The 22,557-nt window shown below is 68.1% G+C and carries 22 protein-coding genes and 10 pseudogenes; 14 read left to right on the top strand and 18 right to left on the bottom strand.

All coding sequences use genetic code 11. From position 1 onward, the window contains the following. The 7 genes and pseudogenes from ABZX79_RS36995 to ABZX79_RS36965 form a co-directional block, all read right to left on the bottom strand. Positions 1-728 (bottom strand): adenosylhomocysteinase (locus ABZX79_RS36995; protein ID WP_355268178.1); only part of this gene is annotated, 728 nt, incomplete at its 3' end. 28 nt (positions 729-756) lie between these two features. Beyond that, entirely contained in the window at positions 757-1,692 is a 936-nt protein-coding gene (gene metF, locus ABZX79_RS36990) for a methylenetetrahydrofolate reductase [NAD(P)H] (RefSeq protein ID WP_355268175.1), read from the bottom strand. 29 nt (positions 1,693-1,721) lie between these two features. Further along, positions 1,722-1,948 (bottom strand): annotated as a pseudogene (locus ABZX79_RS36985) (hypothetical protein). Continuing rightward, complete coding sequence (locus ABZX79_RS36980) at positions 1,945-2,937, bottom strand: carbohydrate kinase family protein (protein ID WP_355268172.1); 993 nt, start codon at positions 2,935-2,937, stop codon at positions 1,945-1,947. Before ABZX79_RS36980 ends, ABZX79_RS36985 begins: the two are co-directional and overlap by 4 nt. Before the next feature lie 72 nt (positions 2,938-3,009). Next, entirely contained in the window at positions 3,010-4,233 is a 1,224-nt protein-coding gene (gene metK, locus ABZX79_RS36975) for a methionine adenosyltransferase (protein WP_355268169.1), read from the bottom strand. 1,230 nt (positions 4,234-5,463) lie between these two features. Further along, positions 5,464-5,864: pseudogene (locus ABZX79_RS36970) on the bottom strand (DUF6009 family protein). After that, a pseudogene (locus ABZX79_RS36965) lies at positions 5,861-6,301 on the bottom strand (primase-like DNA-binding domain-containing protein); the annotation flags it as partial. The pseudogenes ABZX79_RS36970 and ABZX79_RS36965, both read right to left, overlap by 4 nt. Positions 6,302-6,309: 8 nt before the next feature. On the opposite strand from ABZX79_RS36965, the gene ABZX79_RS36960 reads away from it, so the two are divergent. After that, entirely contained in the window at positions 6,310-6,513 is a 204-nt protein-coding gene (locus tag ABZX79_RS36960) for a hypothetical protein (protein ID WP_355268166.1), read from the top strand. A 716-nt stretch (positions 6,514-7,229) separates the two neighbouring features. On the opposite strand, the pseudogene ABZX79_RS36955 reads toward ABZX79_RS36960, so the two are convergent. Further along, positions 7,230-7,480, bottom strand: a pseudogene (locus ABZX79_RS36955) (transposase); the annotation flags it as partial. Between the two features lie 177 nt (positions 7,481-7,657). On the opposite strand from ABZX79_RS36955, the gene ABZX79_RS36950 reads away from it, so the two are divergent. The 3 genes and pseudogenes from ABZX79_RS36950 (at position 7,658) to ABZX79_RS36940 (ending at position 9,137) form a co-directional block, all read left to right on the top strand. Beyond that, positions 7,658-7,978, top strand: a complete 321-nt coding sequence (locus ABZX79_RS36950) for a hypothetical protein (RefSeq protein WP_355268163.1) — start codon at positions 7,658-7,660, stop codon at positions 7,976-7,978. A gap of 222 nt (positions 7,979-8,200) precedes the next feature. Then, positions 8,201-8,596, top strand: a pseudogene (locus ABZX79_RS36945) (transposase); the annotation flags it as partial. Between the two features lie 151 nt (positions 8,597-8,747). Then, positions 8,748-9,137, top strand: coding sequence for a hypothetical protein (locus ABZX79_RS36940; protein WP_355268160.1), 390 nt, complete (start codon positions 8,748-8,750; stop codon positions 9,135-9,137). Between the two features lie 18 nt (positions 9,138-9,155). Here ABZX79_RS36940 and ABZX79_RS36935 read toward each other — a convergent pair. After that, positions 9,156-9,302, bottom strand: a pseudogene (locus tag ABZX79_RS36935) (ATP-binding protein); the annotation flags it as partial. A gap of 103 nt (positions 9,303-9,405) precedes the next feature. Here ABZX79_RS36935 and ABZX79_RS36930 point away from each other — a divergent pair. Together ABZX79_RS36930 and ABZX79_RS36925 are read left to right on the top strand one after the other, a co-directional pair. Further along, a complete protein-coding gene (locus ABZX79_RS36930) occupies positions 9,406-10,092 on the top strand; it encodes a transposase (protein ID WP_355268157.1) in 687 nt (228 codons plus the stop codon). 67 nt (positions 10,093-10,159) lie between these two features. Continuing rightward, a pseudogene (locus ABZX79_RS36925) lies at positions 10,160-10,395 on the top strand (IS5/IS1182 family transposase); the annotation flags it as partial. A 103-nt stretch (positions 10,396-10,498) separates the two neighbouring features. Here ABZX79_RS36925 and ABZX79_RS36920 read toward each other — a convergent pair. The 5 genes from ABZX79_RS36920 to ABZX79_RS36900 all read right to left on the bottom strand — a co-directional run bounded on the left by ABZX79_RS36920 (position 10,499) and on the right by ABZX79_RS36900 (position 13,976). Beyond that, a complete protein-coding gene (locus ABZX79_RS36920) occupies positions 10,499-11,038 on the bottom strand; it encodes an AAA family ATPase (protein WP_355268154.1) in 540 nt (179 codons plus the stop codon). 47 nt (positions 11,039-11,085) lie between these two features. Continuing rightward, the gene (locus tag ABZX79_RS36915) at positions 11,086-11,274 is read right to left on the bottom strand and encodes a hypothetical protein (RefSeq protein ID WP_355268151.1); all 189 of its coding nucleotides are present in this window, start codon (positions 11,272-11,274) and stop codon (positions 11,086-11,088) included. A 57-nt stretch (positions 11,275-11,331) separates the two neighbouring features. Continuing rightward, a complete protein-coding gene (locus ABZX79_RS36910) occupies positions 11,332-12,078 on the bottom strand; it encodes an IS701 family transposase (RefSeq protein WP_355268148.1) in 747 nt (248 codons plus the stop codon). A gap of 192 nt (positions 12,079-12,270) precedes the next feature. Beyond that, positions 12,271-12,684 carry a hypothetical protein gene (locus tag ABZX79_RS36905; RefSeq protein ID WP_355268145.1) on the bottom strand — a complete coding sequence of 138 codons (414 nt, stop codon included), beginning with the start codon at positions 12,682-12,684 and terminating at the stop codon, positions 12,271-12,273. 332 nt (positions 12,685-13,016) lie between these two features. Beyond that, positions 13,017-13,976, bottom strand: coding sequence for an Hsp70 family protein (locus ABZX79_RS36900; protein WP_355268142.1), 960 nt, complete (start codon positions 13,974-13,976; stop codon positions 13,017-13,019). Positions 13,977-13,992: 16 nt separating this feature from the next. On the opposite strand from ABZX79_RS36900, the gene ABZX79_RS36895 reads away from it, so the two are divergent. The 4 genes and pseudogenes from ABZX79_RS36895 to ABZX79_RS36880 all read left to right on the top strand — a co-directional run bounded on the left by ABZX79_RS36895 (position 13,993) and on the right by ABZX79_RS36880 (position 17,039). Next, positions 13,993-14,298 (top strand): DUF4158 domain-containing protein, encoded by a 306-nt coding sequence (locus ABZX79_RS36895; RefSeq protein ID WP_355268139.1) that lies wholly within the window; start codon positions 13,993-13,995, stop codon positions 14,296-14,298. After that, complete coding sequence (locus ABZX79_RS36890; protein ID WP_355268136.1) at positions 14,267-14,653, top strand: DUF4158 domain-containing protein; 387 nt, start codon at positions 14,267-14,269, stop codon at positions 14,651-14,653. The genes ABZX79_RS36895 and ABZX79_RS36890 overlap by 32 nt, the downstream gene beginning before the upstream one ends. A gap of 172 nt (positions 14,654-14,825) precedes the next feature. Next, positions 14,826-15,248, top strand: a complete 423-nt coding sequence (locus tag ABZX79_RS36885) for a hypothetical protein (protein WP_355268133.1) — start codon at positions 14,826-14,828, stop codon at positions 15,246-15,248. Between the two features lie 57 nt (positions 15,249-15,305). Beyond that, positions 15,306-17,039: pseudogene (locus ABZX79_RS36880) on the top strand (Tn3 family transposase). Positions 17,040-17,293: 254 nt separating this feature from the next. On the opposite strand, the gene ABZX79_RS36875 reads toward ABZX79_RS36880, so the two are convergent. Continuing rightward, on the bottom strand, positions 17,294-17,911 hold the full coding sequence (locus ABZX79_RS36875) for a TetR-like C-terminal domain-containing protein (RefSeq protein ID WP_355268130.1): 618 nt from the start codon (positions 17,909-17,911) through the stop codon (positions 17,294-17,296). A gap of 68 nt (positions 17,912-17,979) precedes the next feature. On the opposite strand from ABZX79_RS36875, the gene ABZX79_RS36870 reads away from it, so the two are divergent. The 3 genes and pseudogenes from ABZX79_RS36870 to ABZX79_RS36860 all read left to right on the top strand — a co-directional run. Further along, on the top strand, positions 17,980-19,314 hold the full coding sequence (locus ABZX79_RS36870) for an alpha/beta fold hydrolase (RefSeq protein ID WP_355268127.1): 1,335 nt from the start codon (positions 17,980-17,982) through the stop codon (positions 19,312-19,314). Between the two features lie 195 nt (positions 19,315-19,509). Then, positions 19,510-19,995 carry a recombinase family protein gene (locus ABZX79_RS36865; protein ID WP_355268124.1) on the top strand — a complete coding sequence of 162 codons (486 nt, stop codon included), beginning with the start codon at positions 19,510-19,512 and terminating at the stop codon, positions 19,993-19,995. Between the two features lie 62 nt (positions 19,996-20,057). Continuing rightward, positions 20,058-20,294: pseudogene (locus ABZX79_RS36860) on the top strand (transposase family protein); the annotation flags it as partial. Between the two features lie 339 nt (positions 20,295-20,633). On the opposite strand, the pseudogene ABZX79_RS36855 reads toward ABZX79_RS36860, so the two are convergent. The 3 genes and pseudogenes from ABZX79_RS36855 to ABZX79_RS36845 all read right to left on the bottom strand — a co-directional run. Continuing rightward, a pseudogene (locus tag ABZX79_RS36855) lies at positions 20,634-20,837 on the bottom strand (PRC-barrel domain-containing protein); the annotation flags it as partial. Further along, a protein-coding gene (locus tag ABZX79_RS36850) for an IS5 family transposase (RefSeq protein ID WP_355268181.1) occupies positions 20,827-21,644 on the bottom strand; the annotation gives its coding sequence in 2 pieces (ribosomal slippage) (positions 20,827-21,294 and positions 21,297-21,644; 816 coding nt in all). The pseudogene ABZX79_RS36855 and the gene ABZX79_RS36850, both read right to left, overlap by 11 nt. A 45-nt stretch (positions 21,645-21,689) precedes the next feature. After that, positions 21,690-22,274 carry a DinB family protein gene (locus ABZX79_RS36845; protein WP_355268121.1) on the bottom strand — a complete coding sequence of 195 codons (585 nt, stop codon included), beginning with the start codon at positions 22,272-22,274 and terminating at the stop codon, positions 21,690-21,692. Positions 22,275-22,279: 5 nt separating this feature from the next. On the opposite strand from ABZX79_RS36845, the gene ABZX79_RS36840 reads away from it, so the two are divergent. Beyond that, positions 22,280-22,408 carry a hypothetical protein gene (locus tag ABZX79_RS36840; RefSeq protein ID WP_355268119.1) on the top strand — a complete coding sequence of 43 codons (129 nt, stop codon included), beginning with the start codon at positions 22,280-22,282 and terminating at the stop codon, positions 22,406-22,408. Positions 22,409-22,557: the final 149 nt, after the last annotated feature.

The following is a 22,557-nucleotide window of genomic DNA, read 5'->3' as shown; positions in this document are numbered from 1 at the left end:
TTGATGCCGTCGATGAGGGAGTGGCGGCAGCCGTACTTGTTGTCGAACTTCGACTTCGTGACGGCGTCGTTCACGTTGATCGCCGGGAAGAGGAGAGTGCCGTCGCGGTGCATCTCGTAGAGGCGGTGGACACCCGTGGTGGTCTCCTCGGTGACGCCGCGGATCTCCGCCGCCAGCGCCGTCCAGTCGAGGGTGGTCTTCCGCAGCAGATCCAGGACCAGGGCCATCTCCTCATTGTCCGCGGTGACCGGGTCCGCAACGGCGCCGGCCTTCTGGTACTCGACACCCTTGTGGACGAGGAGGGTGGCGTCACCACCGTCGTCGAGGATCATGTTGGGGCCCACCTGGCCCGGCCACGTCAGCGCCTGCTCCGTGCACCACCAGTACTCCTCGAGCGTCTCGCCCTTCCAGGCGAACACCGGAACACCGGCTGCCGCGATCGCGGCAGCCGCGTGGTCCTGCGTCGAGTAGATATTGCACGACACCCAGCGGACCTCCGCGCCGAGGGCGACGAGGGTCTCGATGAGCACGGCGGTCTGCACGGTCATGTGCAGGGAGCCGGTGATGCGCGCCCCGGCCAGCGGCTGGGCGGCGGCGTACTCCCGGCGGATCGACATCAAACCGGGCATCTCGTGCTCGGCGAGAATGATCTCCTTGCGGCCGAACGTGGCGAGGGAGAGGTCGGCGACCTTGAAGTCGGTGAACTCGGCTGTGGACTGGCTGGGCATGAACTACTCCGGTGTGTGGGCGTCCAGGTCAGGATTGGTTGACGTTCAGGTTCTGGTGGATCTCCCGCGTCGCCGTGGAGCGGTTGAGGGTGATGTAGTGCAGGCCAGGCGCCCCCTCGGCGAGCAGCCGCTCGGCCATGGCGGTCGCGTACTCCACCCCGACGGCATGCCCGGAGGCCGGGTCGTCCCGCACCACGTCCAGGCGCCGGGCGAGGTGCGCGGGGAAGCACGCGTCGCTGAGTTCGGCGAACCGGCGGATCTGGCGTACGTCCGTGGCGGGCATGATCTCGGGGATGATCGGGGTGAGGCACCCGACGGCGGCCAGCCGGTCGCGCAGCCGCAGGTAGTCGTCCACGTGGAAGAACATCTGGGTGATGGCGTAGTCGGCGCCCGCCCGGCACTTGGCCGCGAAGTGCCGGATGTCCTCGGTCCAGCCCGGTGACCGCGGGTGGCGCTCGGGGAAGGCGGCCACGCCCACGGTGAAGCTGCCCAGCTGGCGTATGAGGGTAACAAGTTCATGAGCGTGGGTCAGACCCTCGGGGTGCGGGTTCCACTCCCCCTTCGGGTCGCCGGGCGGATCGCCGCGCAGGGCGAGTACGTCCCGGATCCCGGCGTCTGCGTACTGGCCGAGGATGTGCCGCAGCTCGGCGACCGAGTGCCCGACCGCCGTCAGATGGGCCACCGGGCGCAACGTGGTCTCGGCGGCGATCCGCTTGGTGACCTCCACCGTCCGGTCCCGGGAAGAGCCGCCCGCACCGTACGTGACCGAGACGAAGGACGGCGCGAGGGCCTCGATCCGCCGGATCGCATCCCAGAGCATACGCTCCCCCGCCTCCGTCTTCGGCGGGAAGAACTCGAACGAGTACGAGCGCCGGCCGCTGGCCAGCAGTTCTCGTACGCCGGGACGCGCGGGCTCGGGCTTGAGGTGCGCGAGCGCCGCGCGCTCGGTGAGTACTGCGGCCATGGTTCGGTTCCTTTCGGCGTCCGGAGGGATCAGCGCGCGTTGAAGTACGTCGCTTCGGGGTGGTGGATGACGACGGCGTCGGTGGATTGCTCGGGGCGCGGGGCTGGGACTCCTGCGACAGGTGGACGCCGATCCGAGCCGGCTGGAGGTAGCCCTCCATCGTCGGGTCCTGAGCCCGGAGCATCGTCCCCATCGTCCCGTCGGCCACCACCACACGCGTGGCCAGTGCCTGGCGCAGCGCTTCGACCCGGTTCACGCCGCGCCTCCCACGGACCGCAGCACGCCGTCCAGGCTCTGCTCCGCCCCTGGCCCGTACACCGCCCGGACCGTGGCGAGGAGCCCGGCATGCTCGACCTCGTACGCCTGTGAGCCCACGGCCCGTAGCACCAGTGCTGCCATCGCACAGCCGAGCTGGGCAGCGGTCTCCAGCGGCAGCCCCCAGCTGACGGCGGCCAGGAAGCCGGAGCGGAAGGCGTCACCGACGCCCGTCGGATCCTCGGCGGGCACGTCGGGTACGGCTTCCACGGTGAGGACCGCAGCGCCTTGTCGTTCGATGCGCACGCCCTTCGATCCGAGGGTGGTGACCCAGGTACCGACGCGGGCGAGGACGTCCTCGACGCTCCACTCGGCACGCTCGCGCAGCAGGGCGGACTCGTACTCGTTCGTGAAGAGCCAGCGGGCCCCCTCGACGAGGCCCCGCACCTCGTCCCGAGAGAGGCGGGCCAGCTGCTGGGAGGGGTCGGCGGCGAAGGGGACGCCGAGCTCGCGGCACTCCTCGGTGTGGTGGAGCATCGCGGCCGGGTCGTTGGGCGAGACGAGGACCAGGTCCAGGGGGCCGCCCCGGGCGATGACCCCGCGCAGGTCTATCTCGGCGGCCTCCGCCATCGCGCCCGCGTAGAAGGAGGCGATCTGGTTGGCGTCCTGGTCGGTCATGCACATGAAGCGGGCGGTCTGATGCCCGGCGGAGACGTGCACCCCGCTCGTGTCGACACCGTGTTCCTTGAGCCAGACGTCGAAATCGCCGAAGTCAGGGCCCACGGCGCCGACGAGAACGGGGCCCAGCCCCAACACGCCGAGCCCGTAGGCGATGTTGGCCGCCACGCCGCCACGCCTCACCTCCAGGGAGTCGACCAGGAAGGACAGCGAGATGTGATCCAACTGGTCGGGGAGCAGCTGCTCGACGAACCGGCCCGGAAAGGCCATGAGGTGATCCGTGGCGATGGATCCTGTCACCGCGATACGCACGTTCTCTCCTGAGGGCAGGTGGGGGCTCTCGCTGTGGGCGGGGCGGCGGAAGGAGCCCCGGGGCGAGAGCTGTCAGCGGCCGACGGCGGCCTTGAGCGCCTCGGCGCGGTCGGTGCGCTCCCAGGTGAAGTCGGGCAGCTCGCGGCCGAAGTGGCCGTAGGCGGCGGTCTGCGCGTAGATCGGGCGCAGCAAGTCCAGGTCGCGGATGATCGCGGCCGGGCGCAGGTCGAAGACCTCGCTGATGGCCCGCTCGATCCGGCCGGTGTCGACCTTCTCCGTACCGAGGGTCTCCACGAAGAGGCCGACCGGCTCGGCCTTGCCGATCGCGTACGCGACCTGCACCTCGCAGCGCGACGCCAGGCCGGCGGCGACGACGTTCTTGGCGACCCAGCGCATGGCGTACGCGGCGGAACGGTCAACCTTGGACGGGTCCTTGCCCGAGAAGGCGCCGCCACCGTGACGGGCCATGCCGCCGTAAGTATCAATGATGATCTTGCGGCCGGTCAGGCCGGCGTCGCCCATCGGGCCTCCGATCTCGAAGCGGCCCGTCGGGTTGACCAGCAGCCGGTAGCCCTGCGTCTCCAGCTTGATGCCGCCCTCGGCCAGCTGGGCCAGCACGTACTCGACCACGTGCTCCTGAATGTCGGGAGTCAGCAGCGCGTCCAGGTCGATGTCCGCCGCGTGCTGCGAGGAGACGACCACCGTGTCCAGGCGCACCGCGTTGTCGCCGTCGTACTCGATGGTGACCTGCGTCTTGCCGTCCGGGCGCAGGTACGGGAGCGTGCCGTTCTTGCGGACCTCGGCCAGCCGGCGCGAGAGCCGGTGTGCCAGGTGAATCGGCAGCGGTATCAGCTCCGGGGTCTCGTCGCAGGCGTAGCCGAACATCAGGCCCTGGTCACCTGCGCCCTGCTGGTCGAGCTCGTCGCCTTCCTCACCTGTGGCGGCACCCTCGACCCGCCTCTCGTAGGCTGTGTCGACACCCTGCGCAATGTCCGGGGACTGGGCGCCGATGGACACCGAGACGCCACAGGAAGCGCCGTCGAATCCCTTGGCCGATGAGTCGTAGCCGATCTCCAGGATCTTGTCGCGGACGAGCTGCGCGATGGGCACGTACGCCTTCGTCGTCACCTCGCCGGCTATGTGCACGAGACCGGTCGTGATGAGGGTCTCCACGGCCACGCGTGAGGTCGGGTCCTCGGTGAGGAGCGCGTCGAGGATCGTGTCGCTGATCTGGTCAGCGATCTTGTCGGGGTGACCCTCGGTAACGGACTCCGAGGTGAACAGACGGCGGGACATGTCGACTCCTGGCGGCTTGGACAGCGGGGACGAGCGGGGCGGAGCGGTGGGTTCGGGACGTCAGCGCGCAGCCCCACCTGCCTGCCCTGCGCACGATCAACTCTCCTGACTCCACTCGGAGTCACAAGCCTGGTCGGTTGCGCACCCCCCCTTCAATACGGACAGTTACAGATCTGGGTCAGAATCATCAGGCACGGTGCAGGAGTCTCCGGGGGACCCAAGCGAAGGTTCAGACCCCTGAAACGGGAGGTCCGCCGAAAAGTCTGTCGGCGCTCGGTCCACCGGAGGCGGAAGACGCGGAGCCAGGACGGGCAGCCACTGATACTTGCTGCGCTGACAAGTCCGTGCGGGACGGCACGAACGCGAAATGGCCGCTGCCCCAAGGCCGAGTAGTTAACGTATTCCTGCTGGTGGCAAGCGAGTTGGCGGGAGTTTCGGCGCCGGTGCGGAACGTGGGCAGCCCCGTTGGAGCAGGTCGTCCGCCAAGACCGTCTGCTGTTGCGGAGCTCCGCTGCCTGTACGTCATTGTGCCCTGCCACCGGGTCTGACGACCTTCTCCCTCGAGTTCACGGTGGCCGAAGGCCGGTTCGCCCCCGGCCACCTGGGCGACCCAGGTCCTGCCGTTCGAGCTCGTCGACGCGTGCTTGAAGAGAAACGGTGCGTGCAGCGCCGATTGCGGGGGGCCTGCCCTCGCGGGTCGGGGTGTACTTCGTGCTGACAAGGTGCCTGTTCCCGGAGGTGGGTTACCGGCTGGTGATGGCAGAAGCTGACCTCGGAACTGACCGGCCTGCGGGTGGCATCGCCGACCGCGAAGGCATTGCGTGGACCTGCGCCGTCGAGTCGGCGCCGGGCCGAGCGGCAGCTGTTCGAGGTGCTGGCCGGGCCGCTTGCCCAGCCAAGGACACCCGGCGTGAGGTTCGGGCCGTTCCGCACGGTCTCCTTCGACGGCTGCAGCTCCATCAGGATCCCCGAGAGCCCCCGGAATGTGGAGCGCTTCGGGCCCCAGAGCCGCAGTGGCTATCCGATGCTGGAGCTGATGACCCTCCTAGAGGCCGGCACCAGGGCCCTGATCGGCGCGGTGTTCGGGGAGCACGAGTCGGCGTACTACGCGCTGCGGCACACGCTCCTGCAGGGCCGGGTGCGGGTGCCGGAGGCTGAGACAGGCATGTTCGAGCAGCAAATCCGGCTGCGCCCGGTATGTCGTGCAGTACTTCAGCCGTCCGTGGCGCCTTACAGGGGCAGCGTTATTCCGAGCTCCTGCATAGCGGATGAGGGCGGTCCGCCCTCCGAGCGCTCGGTCTTGCGTCCCTTGCTGGTGGGGGCGAGGGTGCGGGGGTCGATCGCTTCGGCAGGGGCACCGGTGGAGTACACGCCGTCGGGGTCACTGTCGCGGTCGTGCGGCAGCAGCCAGAACACGCGGCGGCGGAAGGTTCCTGAGCTGCGGGAAGCTTTGGCTGTGGGACCGAGGGTTGCGTATCCGACCATCCGTCCGTCGCGGTGGTAGGCCGGTTTGCCGCGGCGGGTCGGTAGCCGGTCCAGGCTCTGGCGAACGTAGTCGAGGCGGTCGGTGTCCCCGAGCCATACGAATTCCTTCTCGTGGCTGATCTCGTCCTGGTGATGAGGGAACTCATGCTGTCTCCTCGTCGGCGAGCAGTCCGATGCCGGGGTAGTACTTGCGCTGGTTGGACAGGATCATTTCCTTGGGCGAGGCCAGTCCGACCGCTTCCCGCACCCGGGCGGCGAAGGCGCGGGACGAGATGCTGGGTGCCCCTTCATTCTGGCACCAGGCTTTGTATGCGGCGTAGAGGCGAGCCTGTTCGGCCCGGTGCTCGGGGTTGAGGGCGCAGCATTCCTCAAGGAAGCGGCCGATGTGGTCTTCGGTTTCGGCGTACGCAGTGGTGGCGATGCGTACGCGTTGCGGGCCGGTGAGGTCCTTGTCGCCGGCGAGGTAGCGGCGGGCGCCCTCGATGAGCCAGTTGAGGATGCCGGGGCCTTCTTCGGCGACCAGGATGTCTGCGAGGTTGTCGATTTTACGGTCGTCGGAGACGACGCGCTCGAAGGGGATCAACCATCTCCATGCTCCTGTGCGTAGCACAGGCACCCCGCACACCGGTGGACGCGGCGGCCGCCGCACTGCCCTCGCTGGCCGCTCTTGCCTGTTTCCAGCAGCTCGTCCGGCAGATCACCCTCACCCGACCGCCCCGCCAGGCCAACCCACGCCACCGCAACCAGCAGTCTCCGCCCCGGCGCCCCGCTGACCGCACCCAGACCGCGTCCTGACTGTCGCCCCCCGGCGTGCCGGCTAACGGTCCGGCATTCCCTCAAGCCGACCATTGGTGCGGGTCAGGTGACAGCCAGCCGGCGCAGATGGTGTTGGACGGCGGTACCGACGGCAGTCACGCACCAGGAGCAGTAACGTTCCTCGGCTGCCTCGCCTTCGGGCGAGGCAGCCGAGGCGGCCGGTGTCAGCGGGTATCCGCACCACCCATCACTCCTGCGCCCACGACACGGCCCTCAACAACCCGAAGAAAAAAATCCGAACCGTGCCCCAAGGTCCGCCGACACTGTTGTGCCGGACGGCACGCGTATGAATCCACCCCACGGCATGCGCGCACCCCCGCAGGGTGCCTGGTAACCGCGCCTGGCCCCAGGGCTCCCTCCGCCCACCCGCGCCGAACGATGGCGGTGTGCAGGACCGGAAGAGCTCCAGTGCTTCAAGTCGCAGGAAGCCGAAGATGCCGTTCTCCATACCCCACGCATCCGCATCCGCCTTCGCCTGCGACTCTTCAGCCGCCCGTTCCTCGGCCTCCTGGCGCTCACCCTCCTCGGCGTAGGTGCACACGTCACAGTCGCCAGGGGGTACGGCTTCCCAGCCGTCACCACTGGGGCAGACCTCAGGCCCACAGGTCGGACACGCCCAAGCAGCGGCCTTCGGCCGCCGCTTGCTCTCTTCCCGATCGCGCTGCTCGCGCTCCTGTCCAGCGCGGCGCTCGCCCGTCGACGACCAGCACCGCCGCGGCGTCGCGCAGGTGCTCGACGACAAAGCCACGGATGTCGTCGCGTACGGCGTCGGCATCCCACTTGGCCCTCGACAGCAGGTGCTGCAGGCCGTACGGATTCGCGTCCCGGCATACTCGGCCAGCGTCCAGCAGTTCTTGCGCGGCAGCTCCGAGAGCAACCCGAGCACGAACGCCCGCGCCCGGCGACGTGGTTCTACTTGGCCGAACCGTGCCGCGATACGGCCCATCAGGACCTCGAACGCCTCCGGCCAGCGGCCGAGATCTATGCTGGGCCTGCGACCACTGTCTGATCTTCTGTCTTCACACACCGATGATCACCGGTGGCCGCATCCATTCCCGGATCAGCCCCGACCAGCAAGACCGCGAGCTGGACTGGCGCACCAGCTCTGGAGTTGAATCGGCCGATGGACATGTCCTCCCAAGAGATCCGCATACCCCTCAACGAGGTCGTCACCGTCTGGCAGGACCTGAACGAGTTCGTCGTTTCCCTCGACCGACTCCTATCCCGCATGGGATCCGGAACCGCCGACGAGTACACCGTCGGCAAATTCATCCTCGACTGGGATGTCGCGCGGCGACTGTCCCGCGCCCGGCGATTCATCAATGTCGCGCTGGATGAGCAACTCAGCGAGGAAGAGAACCTTGAGCTCGAGGACCTGTGCGAGCAGGAGTGCCGCTACTACACGGACAACGTCGGCTACCCCTCCCCCGACCAGTCCAGCTGATACGGCAAGCGCGTCGGACCGGACTGCTCGCGACGGGAATCAGCCCGACCGTGACCCGGCATCCCACCAACAAGATCGCAAACTACAGCTGGAGTACTAATACTCCAGTTGCAGTTCGCTATTCCTGCTGGTCAGGTGCCTGTTTTTGAGTGTAGTGAGCTGACGTGCTGTCATGTGGCGGGAGTTCGTGACCGGCGGCTCCCGATCGCTGTTGTTCTGATCATGCAAGATGATGTGCGACCCGATGTCTGGGCCAGGAAGCTTGAGGAGGTGCTGCTGCGGGTCGGTCACCGGTTCGGCCGGGCTGATCTGCGGCGGCGAATGCGGGACTACGTTCGGGCCCTGCTCGGTCCGGTCGGGCGGAAGAGACAGCTGGCAACTCGCCGAGCATGCAGGTCACAGCACTCCTCATGGACTCCAGAACCTCCTCAACCCGGCCCGGTGGGACGCGGACGAGGTCCGCGACGATGTCCAGACATACGTCGCTGAGCGCTCGGCGAAGACGACGGCGTCCTGGTCATCGACGAGACAGGATTCCTCAAGAAGGGCGACACCTCGGCCGGGGTTCAGCGGCAGTACTCGGGCACAGCCGGACGCACTGAGAACTGCCAGGTTGGCTGCATAGGTCAAAAGCGGGAACGGTTGTTGGCGGATTTGGGGAACGACCGCGTGGGTGTAGCCCTGGAAGTGATGCTGAGAAGTAGGAACGATGGGTGCTCGTGTCGCGCGATCTGATGGTCGGATGCCCTGGGGCTACCAGGGTTTGTCCATGAGGGATGATCCCCTCATGGACAGAGTTGTTGATCTCGACGAGGCAGCTGTCGTGCTGGCGGAGCGCGTCGCGCACTGGAGGTCAGCCGGCCTTGCGGTTGGAGAGATGACCTGGAGGGATTGGGAGGCTGAGTGGCCTCAGCGTTTGGAGACCGACCGGGCTCGGGTGAATGATCCCGATTCGCTCGGCTTGGTCATCTCCGGTTCGGCGGAGGCTGAGCTGTCGGTAGTTCCCTTTCGTGGTGGCTGGGCCGACGCGGACTTCTTCGACGGCCTCGACGATGCGGGTGCTCTCCGTGCCTCGGACATCGAATCAGCAGCGGACTTCGCGGCCAGGATGGGTCAGTGGATTGTGCGAGCCTTCGGCGGCCATGGAAGCGTTCGGTGAGGGTTGGTCCGTCGCAGTTCAGCTGATCGGCTGTTGCTCGGCGCGGGCTCGGGTGGTGGCGAGGCGGTAGGAGTCGGTGCCGGTCTCGATGATGTTGCTGCCGAAGGTGAGGCGGTCGACGATGGCCGCGCATAGGCGGGGGTCGGTGAAGGTCTTTGTCCAGCCATCTGGTCGAGCACTGACACGCCGCCAGACAACACGGGACTTCCCGGCCCGGATCTCGCCGGCCGACGGGCCCAGCGCAAAAAGGCCGCCCACGCCCTGGTCCATGAAATGCTCGCACAGGGGCACTGCGATCGCCCGCCACCAGAGCTGGGGCCTCAACACGGTGCTGCGATACGCCCGCGCCGCGCACTGGCAGGAAACCCTCCGCGCGAACCGGCCCCGGTCCAGCCGGCTGGACCCCTACAAGCCTTACCTGGAACGGCGGTTCGCCACCGGATGCACGAGCGTCACCCGCCTGCACCGCGAACTGCTCGACGAGAACGCCCCCGTTACCTACCAGATGGTCCGCGCCTACATCGCCACCCTGCGCGCCGTTCCGCCGCACGCGCCGCCTCCGCCGCCGACGGTGCGGCAGGTGACCGGCTGGCTCACCCGCCATCCCGCGGCGCTGAGCGAGGAAGAGCGCGCCGCGCTCAAGGACGTCCTGGCCCGCTGCCCCGAACTGGACGCCGCAGCGGGGCATGTCCGTGACTTCGGCGAGATACTCACAAACCGCCTCGGCACCACCCTCCCCGAATGGATCGACGCCGTCGACACCAGCCAACTACCCGACCTCACCGGCTTCGCACTCCACCTGCTCCGCGACCTCGACGCCGTGATCGCCGGGCTTACCCTGCACTGGAGCTCCGGCGGCACCGAAGGCGCGGTGAACCGCATCAAGAAGATCAAAAGGCAGCTCTACGGGCGCGCCGGATTCGAACTGCCCCGCAAGATGATCCCGCTTCAGTGACCCTCCGCGACCGCTGCCCAAGATCCGTGCAAACTGAGAATTGACACTCCTGGGCATCTGGAGTGTCAGGGGTTACTACGACCACCTGCGCCGATGGCTCCGCACCCGGAACATCGTCCCTCGCATCGAGGCGTCGAGTCCTCTCAGCGGCCGGGCCGTCACCGTTGGACCGTGGAACGGACGGTGGCGTGGCTGGCCGGTTGCCGCGACCTGCACCGACGCTACGAGCGCAAGACCGACCACTTCCTTGCCTTCACCGGCATCGCCGCCTCCCTGATCTGCTACCGCAGATTGGCGACCTGATCAGGGTGTGGGCGATCGCGGAATTCGCGGAAGAGGAATCGCTGAGCGCGTACGCCCTCATAACCGGGGGTTCTCCTGGCGGAACCTTCCAGCAGCCCGGTGGTCACTGCCAGTCGGCTGCCCTGATCACGGATACGGCGACGTCAGAGACGGAGCCTGTGGTGGTATCGATGGTGAAGTCGTCGACTGCGACCCGGCTGAGGATTCCGTCCAGTTCAGCGGACCGGTCCAGGTGCCATTGCAGTGCTTCGGGCTCGCTGTCGTGGCGGTGGGCCAGACGCTGGTGGATGACTGGCAGTTCGGCCCTCAGCCAGCACACCGTGAGATCAACACCTATGGCATCGGCCAGCTGCTTCCGCTCATCCTGTTGCTCGATCACGCCGGCGAGTACGAGGCGCGTCGCTCCTGCATCGAGGTAGTTGCTGGCGATGCTCCGCAGGTTCCGCAGCAGCATGTTGAAGTTGAAACGGTCACCGGGAGGAGCGGGCCACGACTGCCTCAGCCAGTCAAGGTCGAGCACGGCATGAGGGATCCCGGCCTCGGCGAGAAGGTCGCCCACCGCCTCGGCAACGGTGGTTTTGCCCACACCGACGGTGCCGTTGATCAGGAGGGCCTGAGCGCCCCGGGGGCTTTCTCTGTGCATCTCGGCATCGTACGTCGAGGCGCGCGGACGCCGGATGTGCACTGTTGTCAGTGGCCGCCGACAGGAAGCGGCAGCCCCAAACGAGATGAACTCTGAGAGGCGGTCTCCAAAGGGGCGTAGGCGAGGTAGTAGGCGATCTCGTCGGGCTTGCGGATGCTGCGACGGGCCAGCGCCCACCGCATCCGGTGAGGGACCTCGCCCTGGTAGTCGAACTCGGCGACAGCCGGCAGTCGCACCGCCGCCCAGTGGTAGACGCGCGGTCCCTTCGCGCCGTCGCCGCATGAGATCTTCTCTCACGCCTCGGCCGGGGCCTTTGCGAACAGGCCCTCGATGCGGGGACAACCCACGGTGAACTGGGACTTGGGCACGGCCAGCACGTAGCCGACGCCCGATTGCTCCAGCAGTCGGCGGAAGCGGCTCTCCTGTCCGTAGGCGGAATCCGCGGTGACCCAGGTGATGGGCAGCGGCGAGCCGAGGGCACGCAGCACTATGCGCCGGGCCAGTTCGCCCTTGTTGGCGAACTCCCGCTCGTTGGGGACCTTGGCCGCGCGGCAGCGTTCGCGGTCCTCGGCCCAGGACTTGGGGAGATACAGCTCGCGGTCGACCAAGGCCCGGCCGCGAACAGTGGCATAGGCGGCGAAGACGCCGATCTGGCAGTTCTCGGTGCGACCGGCGGTCCCGGAGTATTGGCGCTGGACCCCGGCGGAGGTCGTGCCCTTTTTGATGAACCCGGTGTCGTCGATGATGAGGACTCCGTCGTCCTCGCCAAGCTTGTGGGCGACGTATTCCTGCAGTTCATCGCGGATGTCGTCGGGCTCCCACTTCGCGCTGGCGAGCAGATGCTGCAGACCGTCGGGGGTGGCGTGGCCTGCCTGCTCGGCCAGCTGCCAGCTGTTCTTCCGGGCCACCGGGGCGATCAGCCCGCGCACGTAGTCACGCATGCGGCGGCGAAGTTCCACACGGCCGAAGCGATGACCGATGGTCACGAAGAGGTCGTCCAGTTCAAGGTCCCACTGCTCGGCAACATGCTCGGTGATCACGTGGGGAAGTTTTCCCACCCGCTGTCATTACCTGCGGCGTTGTCGCACGATCGAGGGGCGCCCACCGTGAAACCGCCCCTGACCACTCCACAGCCCGCTACACTCCAGCCGCCCAGCGAAACCCGCAGGTCAGACTGCAAAATCCTGCTGGAGTACTAGCTCCCGCCAGGACCGTCGGCCACCTCTCCAGCCTCAAGGGGAGCTGGCCGACGGCCCATCGGAACGAAGCGCGGTCCGCAACTCTTCGAGGGTCACAGGCCCTGGGTCACGCACGGGCTGGCCTACGTCGGATGACCAACTGGGACGCCAGCGTTCGACGAAAGCTGTGAAGTCGCTCCGCAGATACCGAGAATCGGACGGCTTCAGCCGGATCTGTTGGCGGCTGTCAGCCCACCAGATCTCGAAAGCGGAAACCGTGCCTTCCGCCGGCCAGTCCTCGCTCTCGTCCGGCAGCAACAGGACGTCGACAAAGCCTCCGACGCTCAGGCCGATGTCCACGAAGATCCCGATCGCACCGGGCCGAGGAACCTTCACCACAGTGCCCTCGAAGACCTGCCCGAAGCGCAGGCCCCTCCGAATCCGAGCCCACTCGGCATCTGTCACCACGGACGAATCATCGCACCTTCGTTCGGATCGCGAGCAGCTGGGGCTCACGTGAACTGCTACAGCGTCCCGTCACCATACTGATCGACCTGTCCGCCTCGGCGACACGGCACTGCCGTCACTTCTCGGTTCTGGCACAGATCTTGGGGAGTTGTCGCAGAGCGTTACCCCGATGTTCGATTGCGAGGAGCCGTCACCTACCAGATGGGCCACGGGACTCATGCCCTGCCAGAGCCGGATGACCGGGGGCCGGCCGTCGGCGGGTATCTTCCCGGTCGGCGTGAACATCTCGGAGCATGGCATCCCGAGCGGGCTCGACCGCCGGGCCACCGGCGTCATGCCCCCCCCTGCGTCTCGACGCCGAGGTCCAGGGCGACGGCGTCGACCAGGAGGATGTCCCTCCTGACCCCCTTGAGCAGGCCCGCCTGGAGCACCGCACCGGCTGCGGCGAGTCCGTCGGCGTCCGCGCTGCGGGCCGGTTCCCTGCCTCCGGTCAGCTCACGCAGCAGGCCCACGAAGGCGGGCGTCCGCGTCGCGCCACCGACGAGGACGACCTGGTCGATGTCGCCGAGGGCCGGGCCAGAGTCCTTGAGCAGCCCGCGGAGCAGCATCTCGCACTGCTTCAGCGGGCCGCGGGTCAACTGCCGTAACCAGTCCCGGGTCAGACGATCGTGCAGGTGCACCCGACCTTCGGCCGTAACGCCGGCGTACGCCAGCTCGGCCGTGCTCTCCGAGGCCGAGGAGAGGTCGATCCTCGCCTGCCCGACAGCCTCACGCAGCCGCGCCGCCGCCGTTTCGTCGCGGGTGAGGTCGATGCCGTGCAGGCTGTTGAACCGTGCCGCCAACTCGTCGGCCACGGCTCGGTCCCAGTCGTCCCCGCCCAGGTTGTCGTCGCCGCAGACGGCCTTGACCACGGCACCGGTGACTCCGTTCGCCCCGTCGATCTCCAGCAGGGACGCGTCGAAGGACCCGGCTCCGCACCGGACCACCAGCACCGTCTGGTCGCGCCCGCCGTTGCCCACGGCGTGGCCCAGGCCCGCGAGGGACGACTCGCTGACCACGCGCAGGACGTTGAACCCGGCAAGCCGGCCCGCCTCCCGGGTCTCCTCCCGCTGCGCCTCGCCGAAGGGCGCCGGGACGGCGATTACCGCATCGGTGAGCTCTTCTCCCACGGACGCCTCGGCGTCCCGCTTGAGCTTCCGCAGCAGGAGGACCGTGATCCGCTGCGCCGTATACGACTCCCCGTCGATACGGATCGCCCAGTCGGTGCCCGTGCGCCGTCGGACCGCGCGCACGGTACGACCCGCATTGATGACCGTCTGGCGCCGGGCCGCCTCACCGACGAGCTGTTCCTTGCGCCATGCGCTACTGGAGGAGGATCAGGAGCGGCTGCGGAACAAGTCGGGGGCGAACCGGTTGGGGTTCGCGCTATTGCTGAAGTTCTTCGAGGTGGAGGTCCGGTTCCCGGAAGATGCCGGGGAGATCCCGGTGCCGGCGGTGTCGTACGTCGCTCAGCAGGTGAGGGTGCCCGCGGAGGAGTGGGTCGCATACGACTGCGCGGGGGCGGGCGATCAAGCGGCACCGGATGGAGATCCGGGGCGCGTTCGGCTTCCGTGAGTGCACCGAGGAGGGCCAGGCCCAGCTCGCCGAGTGGCTGGCGGTGGAGCTGTGCGGTGTGGAACTCAACCGGGACCGGCTCGCGGAGGCGGTGGTAGCCCGTTGCCGCAAGGACCGGCTGGAGCCGCCGGCCCCGGGACAGATCGCCCGGCTGGTGGGCAAGGCGGTCAGCACCTTCGAGGAGCGGCTCTGTGCGGCCACCGTGGGCCGGCTGTCGGCGGCGACCCGGTCCCGGCTGGACGACCTGATCGCCGAGGACGTCGGCACGGACGCTGAAAGCGCCGGCGGCGGGGGCACGTTCCTCACCGAACTGAAGGCGGACCCCGGGCGTTGGGGCTGGACAGCCTGCTGGTAGAGGTGAACAAGCTCCAGCGGGTGCGCGGGCTTCAGCTGCCGCCGGAGCTGTTCGCGGACGTGTCGGAGAAGTTGGTGGCGGCTGGCGGGCCCGGGCGGCGAAGGAGTACCCCTCGGACCTGCGGGCGGCGGCCGGGCCGGTGCGGTACACGCTGCTGTCGACGCTGTGCCACGTGCGGGAGACGGAGATCAGTGACTCGTTGGTGGAGCTGTTCATCCAGCTCGTGCAGAAGATCAACACGCGGGCGGAGAAGAAGGTCGAGGGCGAGTTCAACAAGGAGTTCAAGCGGGTTCGCAGCAAGGAGGGCATCTTGTTGCGGCTGGCGGAGGCGGCGGTCGCGGAGCCGGGCGGCACGGTCCGCAAGGTGATCTATCCGGTGGCCGGGGAGTCCACGCTGAAGGCGCTGGCGGCGGAGGCCGCGGCGAATGAGGCCCGCTACCGGGCCCGGGTGCGGACGGTGCTGCGCTCGTCGTACTCCAACCACTGGCGGCGGATGCTCTCGCCGCTGCTGAACGCGCTGGCGCTGAAGTGCGACAACACCACCTACCGGCCGGTGATGGACGCGATCGACTTGCTCAAGCGGTATCCGGACTAGCCCATCGCCAAGGAGGGGGCGTTCTTCGACGAGGCGGAGAAGATCCCGCTGGGCGGGGTGGTGCGCGAGAAGTGGCGCAAGGCGGTCGTGGACGAGCGGGGCCGGGTCGAGCGCATCCCATACGAGCTGTGCGTGCTGGTCAGCCTGCGGGACGCGCTGCGGCGGCGGGAGATCTGGGTGCCGGGTGCGAACCGGTGGCGGAACCCGGAGGACGATCTGCCGCCGGACTTCGAGGACAACCGCGATGTGCACTACGACGCGATCCGCCAGCCGCAGGACCCGGAGAAGTTCGTCGGGGCCCTTCAGAAGAGGCTGCGGGAGGCGCTGACCCGCTTCGACACGGCGCTGGAGCTGGGCATCACGGGCGGGGTGGACATCGTCAGGAAGCATGGCGAGCCGTGGATCAAGGTCTCGCCGCTGGGCAAGCAGGAGGAGCCGGAGAACCTCGTCGCCCTGGCGGAGATCGAACGCCGCTGGGGCACCATCGATCTGATCGACATCCTCAAGGAGGCCGAGTTCGCCACCGGCTTCACCGACGAGTTCACCTCGGTCGCCACGAGAGAGGCGGTCCCGAAGGCGGTGCTGCGGCGCCGGCTGCTGCTGGTGCTGTTCGCGCTGGGGACGAACATGGGCATCAAGCGGGTCGCGGTCACCGGCAAGCACGGCGAGAGCGAGGCTGTCCTGCGCCGGGTGCGGCACCTGTTCGTCAACCGGACCAACCTGCGCGCGGCGCTGGTGCGGCTGGTCAACGCCGCCTTCGCCGCCCGTGATGCGGCGTGGTGGGGCGAGGGCACCGCCTGCGCGAACGACTCGAAGAAGTTCGGCTCCTGGTCCTCGAACTTCATGACCGAGTGGCATCAGCGGTACCGCGGGCCGGGGGTGATGATCTACTGGCACGTCGAGAAGAAGTCGCTGTGCGTCTACAGCCAGCTCAAGTCCTGCTCGGCCTCCGAGGTCGCCGCGATGATCGAGGGCGTGCTGCGGCACTGCACGGACGTGGAGATCGACCGGCAGTACACCCACACGCACGGCGCCTCCATCGTCGGCTTCGCCTTCGCCCACATGCTCGGCTTCAACCTGCTGCCCAGGCTGAAGAATGTCGGCTCGGCGCGCCTGTACCGGCCGGCGGCCGGTCAGGACGAGACATGGCCGAACCTGGCCCCGGTGCTGTCGACCAAGACGATCGACTGGGACCTGATCCGCCAGCAGTACGACCAGGTCGTGAAGTACACCACCGCCTTACGCCTGGGCACCGCCGAGGCCGAGCAGGTCCTGCGGTGCTTCACACGCGGCGGCCCGAAGCATCCGACGTACCGGGCGATCGAGGAACTGGGCCGCGCGGTGCGTGCGGCGTTCATCTGCGACTATCTCGCCGACGCGGAGCTGCGGCGCGAGATCAACGATGGGCTCCAGGTCGTGGAGAACTGGAACAGCGCCAACCACGACCTGTTCTAAGGCAGGGACGGCGACCTAACCGGCTCCGACAAGGAGTCCCAGGAGGTCTCCATGCTGGCGCTGCACCTGCTCCAGTCGGCGTTGGTGCACGTCAACACCCCGCTCCTCCAGGACATCCTGAGAGAGGAGAAGTGGCAGAAGAGGCTCACCGACGCCGACAGGCGGGACCTGTCCCCGCTGTTCTGGACCCATGTGAACCCCTACGGCCGATTCGAGCTGGACATGAACTCCCACCTCGAAGTGGCCGCAGCAGCGGCGGCCAGGGTTCCCGGCCCTCGTACCGCGCCCGGAACGCCCACTGCCCACTCGGCGGGTGGCTGGCCGGGTTCGGCCTGAAGTCCCCACGCCCGGCCGCCCGGCTCTCCCCCCGCTCCAGTACGACCACATGAACTTCCTCGGCCGCTACTCCTTCACTGCGCCTCCGACACCGGGCCCAGGATCAGTCCTGTCGACGTCGTTTCACTTGGCGCGTCGGCGGTGGTTGACGAGGCTGGTGGCGATAGCCGTGAGCGGCTGTTTGCCGGCCGGGGCGCCTACGTATCGACTCGACCCTCTGTCGGTCGTGTTCGTGTGTCTGCGGAGTAACCGCTTCACGGCGCCGGGTCTGTGCGTCGAAGGCCAGGGAAGGCGGCGGGGGTTGCCCAGCCGCGTAGTACGGCATCAATCGTTGACCGGAACGCGGTCTCGGCTGCGGTGCCTTCAAGGCCGCCGGCCAGTTCGAGGGTGACGAGCCCGTGCAGGGCGACCCACAACGAGACGGCGATCAGTGTGGTGTCGCCCGCGAGGATATGGTCCACCACGGCACGGTCGATCGCCGCGACAAGCGGCCGCACCGGGTCGCGGTCGCCGACCCGGGTCGACGGGACGAAGGACTGCGCGCCGCCGAACAACACCGTGTACAGGTAGCGGTGTTCGCGTCCCCAATGGCGATACGCCACGGCCAACGCGTACAGATCCTCCAGAGCGCCCTCCGAGCCAGGAACAGCGGTCAGGTCCTGGAACAGGCCGGCGACCGCCTGGTCGCGCACCTCGCGGATCAGTCCGTCCTTGCCCTGGAACAACGTGTACACCGCCGCCGTCGACGTTCCGGCGGCGGCGGCCAGCGCGCGGACTGTGACCGACTCCTGGGGACGGGTGGCGAACATCTCGGTCGCGCATGCCACGAGCCGTTCTCTGACGGCGACGTCGTTCGTTCTCGGCCTTCCCATGGGGAGCAGTTTAGCCGAGCTGATAACATCGTTTCAAAACGGCGTTTTAAAATCCTGAGGAGATCACCATGCCACCGTCCGTCATACGTCCCTTGCGCCTTGTCGGCCGCCTGCTGGCGGCCACCGCCGCGGTGGTGGGACTCGTAGCCCTCTTCATCGCGCTGATCGTCGCCACCGACGGCGCGGGATCGGGGTTCGCCGCATGGTCCGCGACTGTCGGGGTCGCGGCTATCGCGGCGCTGTGGGGGGGCCGCCGCCGCTCCTGGCGGGGACGGCTGGTGCCGTTCCTGCCGGTGCTCGTCGCAGCGGCCCTGACACTGTCGGTGTGCGTCCCGACCGTTCCCACAACGCGCCGCTACCCGCCCGCCCTGGCGTTCGTGACCACCGAGCACTGGAGCCTGTCCACCGGCAGCCGGGTCGCCGTCTACCACTACCCGCCCACCGGCAGCAGCCCCCGGCATCGCGTTCCGCTCGTCTACCTCAACGGCGGGCCGGTGCGCGGCATCTCGGTGCTCGACCACCACTTCCTGCAGCGGCTCGCGGGGCAGGGCTTCGACGTGTACGCCTACGAGCAGGCCGGCGGTGGACGCAGCGACCTGCTGCCCATGGACCAGTACTCGATCACCCGTTCCGTCCATGACCTCGGCGCCTTCGTCGGCAAGCTGGGCAAGGGCCGCGCCGACGTGCTGGGATTCTCCTCAGGCGCGGCCGTGCTCACCCGCGCCCTGGCCGACCCGGCCACCGCCGCCCACCTGCGCCGCGCGGTCATCGCCGAGCCAGGCCCGATGGATGGTCCCACCGCCAGGATCGCGGGGCAGAAGGGCCGACCGTCGGCCCGCGGCATCGCACCGGCCATAACTGGACCACGCTCCACACACGCCCCGCGGTACGCGGTCGGGTTCGGCCTCATGCGGCTCGGACTGCTCAGCCCGGACAACGGGCTGGTAGGACAGGCGGAGGGCGACAACGCCTTCACCGCCGCCGATCTCGGCAGCGACACCGCGTCCGCCTACTGCGCGCAAGACGCGCACCGCATCCCGGTCGAGGACACGGCACGCAACTTCTCCTTCAGCGCCGCCGCCAGCCTCCGCATCCAGCAAACGATCAAAGACTCTCCCTCCATCGCCCCTCAGCTGAGACGCTCCCGGACACCCGCGATGCTGATGATCGCCGAGTGTTCCTCCCAGGTCCGGCAGTGGGCGACAACCATCCTCGCGAACGACCCCGCCATCCAGCGCATCCAGTACATGCCCGGCGTCGGCCACCACATGTGGAACGGCCTGGGTGACAACGACCGACGAGCAGCAGCCGTCATCACCGCATTCCTCCAAGACAAGCCCGCACCGCTGCCCGACTACCCGACTCGAGTCGACATCCCGGCCTTCCTCCGTGACCACGAGTAAGCGGGCAGTCCCTGGGTGACGCACCAAAGTCGCAGAGACGAGTTGGCAAGATCCACCGGACAGGCCTTATCGGTAGCGGCGGCGATGCTAGGTGTCTCTCACAAACGGTCCTCCCCAATGGGTTCGCAGAACCTGTTCTCATCAAAAGTGGGACGGAACCCTTCTGAGACTTGCATTATGCGAAAATCCGGGTCCATGACGGCCCCTCAGCAGCCCTCCCTGGCCGAACAGTCGGACGCGGACGACGTCGAACAGCACGCCTGTCCGAAGTGTGACGCACAGCCCCGCTCGCCGTGCCGCTCGCGCGGCGGCGCGGTCGCCTCCGCCTACCACACCCGCCGCTTCACCATGGTGCCGCGGCTGAAAAAGGCGCTGCGGATGCCCACCCCGGCCGACCGCGGGCCGGGCCGTCCGTGGCGGCCGGGCACCCCGCCGCCAGCGCCGATCGACCCGGACCTGCCGAGCGCGGACATCCGCATCGGGTACGCCCGCTGCTCTACGCTCGGGCAGGAACTCGACTCCCAGCTGGACGCGCTCACCAAGCACGGCATCCCCCGGGACAAGATCTTCAGCGAGAAGATCAGCACCCGGGTCCGCGTACGGCCCAACTTCGAGGAGGCGCTGAGGACGGCGCGGGAGGTCAAGGCCCACGCCCCCCTGCCGCATGACAGGCGGGGGTGACGCTCCGTCAGGTCTGTGACGGTCTCTGCCGTGGTCCGCTGGGGTCGGTGACGGTACTGGTCATGCAGGCCGACGCGTCGTTCTGGGACTCTCTCGTGTTCGGCGGGATCGACGACGTGGACGTCGAGGCGGTGACCGCCGCCTTCGGCACGGTCGACGTGGTGGCGCGAGGCAGGGCCGCCGGGGCGGCGTGTCCTGACTGCGGTCGTTTCTCGGGCCAGGTGCACGACTCCTACCAGCGCAGGCTGAAGGATCTCCTGCTCGGTGGGCAGAGCGTCGTGATCCGGCTGACGGTCCGGCGCTTCATCTGCGGTGCGGGCGACTGCCCGCGTCGTACCTTCCCGGAGCCGTTCGCTCGGCTGACCACTCCGCACGCGCGCTTCACCACGCGGCTCAACCACGTTCTGGGACGTGTCGGGCTCGCGCTCGCCGGACGGGCCGGTGCCCGCCTGGCGGGTCAACTTTGCATCAGGGCGGGGCGGATGACCTTACTGCGCAGGGTCATGGCACTGCCAGATCCGCTGTTCAGTACGCCGCGCGTGCTGGGTATGGACGACTTCGCGATCCGCCGGGGGCAGACCTACTCCACCGTCTTGACCTGCCAAGAAACCCACCGTGTGGTCGATGTCCTCGCTGGGGATGACGACAGCGTCGCGCCCCAGAGCGTGCACGCCCGACATGGGCAGGCTCTGCTTCAGGGGGCCAGCCCAAAGGCCCCGCCCACTGAGTGCGAAGCCTGTGATCTGTCCCGCGGTGGCGTCGAAGACCGTGTCCTTCAGCTGCGCGACCGCCTCCCCAGCAAAGGTGACGACCGGACGCTTAGAGGGCGTCTCACGTGGCAAGTTTCGCGAGCTTCTTGTAGCAGGTTAGGGCAGCGGCCAGGCCGAGGAAGGCGAGGAAGTGCGAGCCCTTGCGTTCGTATCGGACGGTCAGGCGGCGGTAGCCGAAGAGCCAAGCGATCGACCGCTCGATCTTCCAGCGGTGCCGACCAAGGCGTTCGCCGGAGTCGATGCCTGGCCGCGCGATGCGCGCGACGAGACCGCGCTCGCGCAGCCAGCTGAGGTGTTCGGCGGAGAAGTATGCTTTGTCCGCGCGGAGTTTGACGGGCCGGCGCCTCCGTGGTCCCCGACGGGACCGGACGGCGGGGATGCCGAGGATGAGCGGCTTGAGGGCGAGACTGTCGTGCATGTTCGCACCTGACACGGCGACGGCGAGCGGGACGCCCTGGGCATCGGACAGCACGTGCAGTTTGCTGCCCTTCTTGCCGCGATCGACCGGGTTCGGCCCCGTCAGCGATCCCCCCTTTTCGCGCGCACGGAGGCCGCGTCGACGATCGCCGAGGTCCAGTCCACCTCACCCCGGGCCCCGAGTTCGTCCAACACCGCCCGATGCAGCCGACGCCACAGGCCGACCCCGGTCCATACAGTGAAGCGGCGATGCGCGGTGGCGGAGGACGTGCCGAACGTCGGCGGCAGATGCCGCCAAGCACAGCCGCTGGTCAGCACGTACACCACTGCGGTGAACACGGCCCGCTCGTCACGCGGAGCGGTCCCGCCACCTTGCGGTCGAGCCGCGAACGACGGCAGTAACGGGGCGACCAGCTCCCAGAGCTCATCAGGAACCAGACGCTTCGACAGATCAGCACTCACGGCCGGCATCATGCCGCTCGAACATCAAGTCACGTGGGACACCCTCTAACCCTTGCCTGATGCGGCCGATCTGGCGGCCTGCTCGATCTTCGCGCAGTAGGCGGCGCGGGCTTCTTCATCGATCTGCATCTCGTGTCCGGGGCGCATCCCGGTTCGGCCGTCGACGCCTTCGCGCAGGATGTCGGCGTCCCCGGCATGCCGGTTGGTCTCGCCGAGGACGTGGACCAGGATGGCGAACAGGTTCGTGTTGGGATAAGGCTCCGGCCACCACGGCACGTGGCCGGGGGCATCAAGGGCAAGCTCGTCGATCGTCGCGTCTGAGTGCTCCCACGTGCGCCGGCAGGACTCGATGATCTGATCGCGCGCCTCGTCCTCAGTCGCCCACAGATCGCTGCCGTCGTGGTCCTGCCATCGGGGCAGCGGTTCCGGGGACGGCCGGTCGAAGACTTCACCGAAGTACCTGGCCTCGACGCTGGCCACGTGTTTGACCAGGCCGAGGAGGTTGCTCCCGGTCGCCGTCAAAGGTCGGCGGGCGTCGTATTCGGACAGGCCGTCGAGTTTCCAGAGCAGCGCCTTGCGGTCCCGCCGCAGTCTCCCGTGCAGGTTGTCCTTCGCGAATTCATCGATCATGCGGCATGAGCCTGCCATGGGCTACTCGTGGCCTCAAGATCCCGTACGTGGACCGCAGCGACCGGCAAAGCCGAAGCCTGGCCAAGGCCACCGCCCTGAGCTGCTACAAGCAGCTCGCGGAACTTGCCACGTGAGACAACCTCTTAGAGGTCGTTTTCATCTGTAGTGGCTGGATAAAGGCCGGTTTCTGGAGTGCGGGATGGCGGTGCAGAGGAGGTAGCAGGTGTGGTTGGGGCATGTGGGTTGTGTGGGGTGACGGGTGGGGCAGGATGCGGCACGTGCC

It is taken from the genome of Streptomyces sp. NPDC002994 (genome assembly GCF_040611155.1).
Classification (GTDB): domain Bacteria; phylum Actinomycetota; class Actinomycetes; order Streptomycetales; family Streptomycetaceae; genus Streptomyces.
The sequence above is the reverse complement of the archived record's forward strand: the minus strand, read 5'-3'. Positions and strand labels throughout refer to the sequence as shown.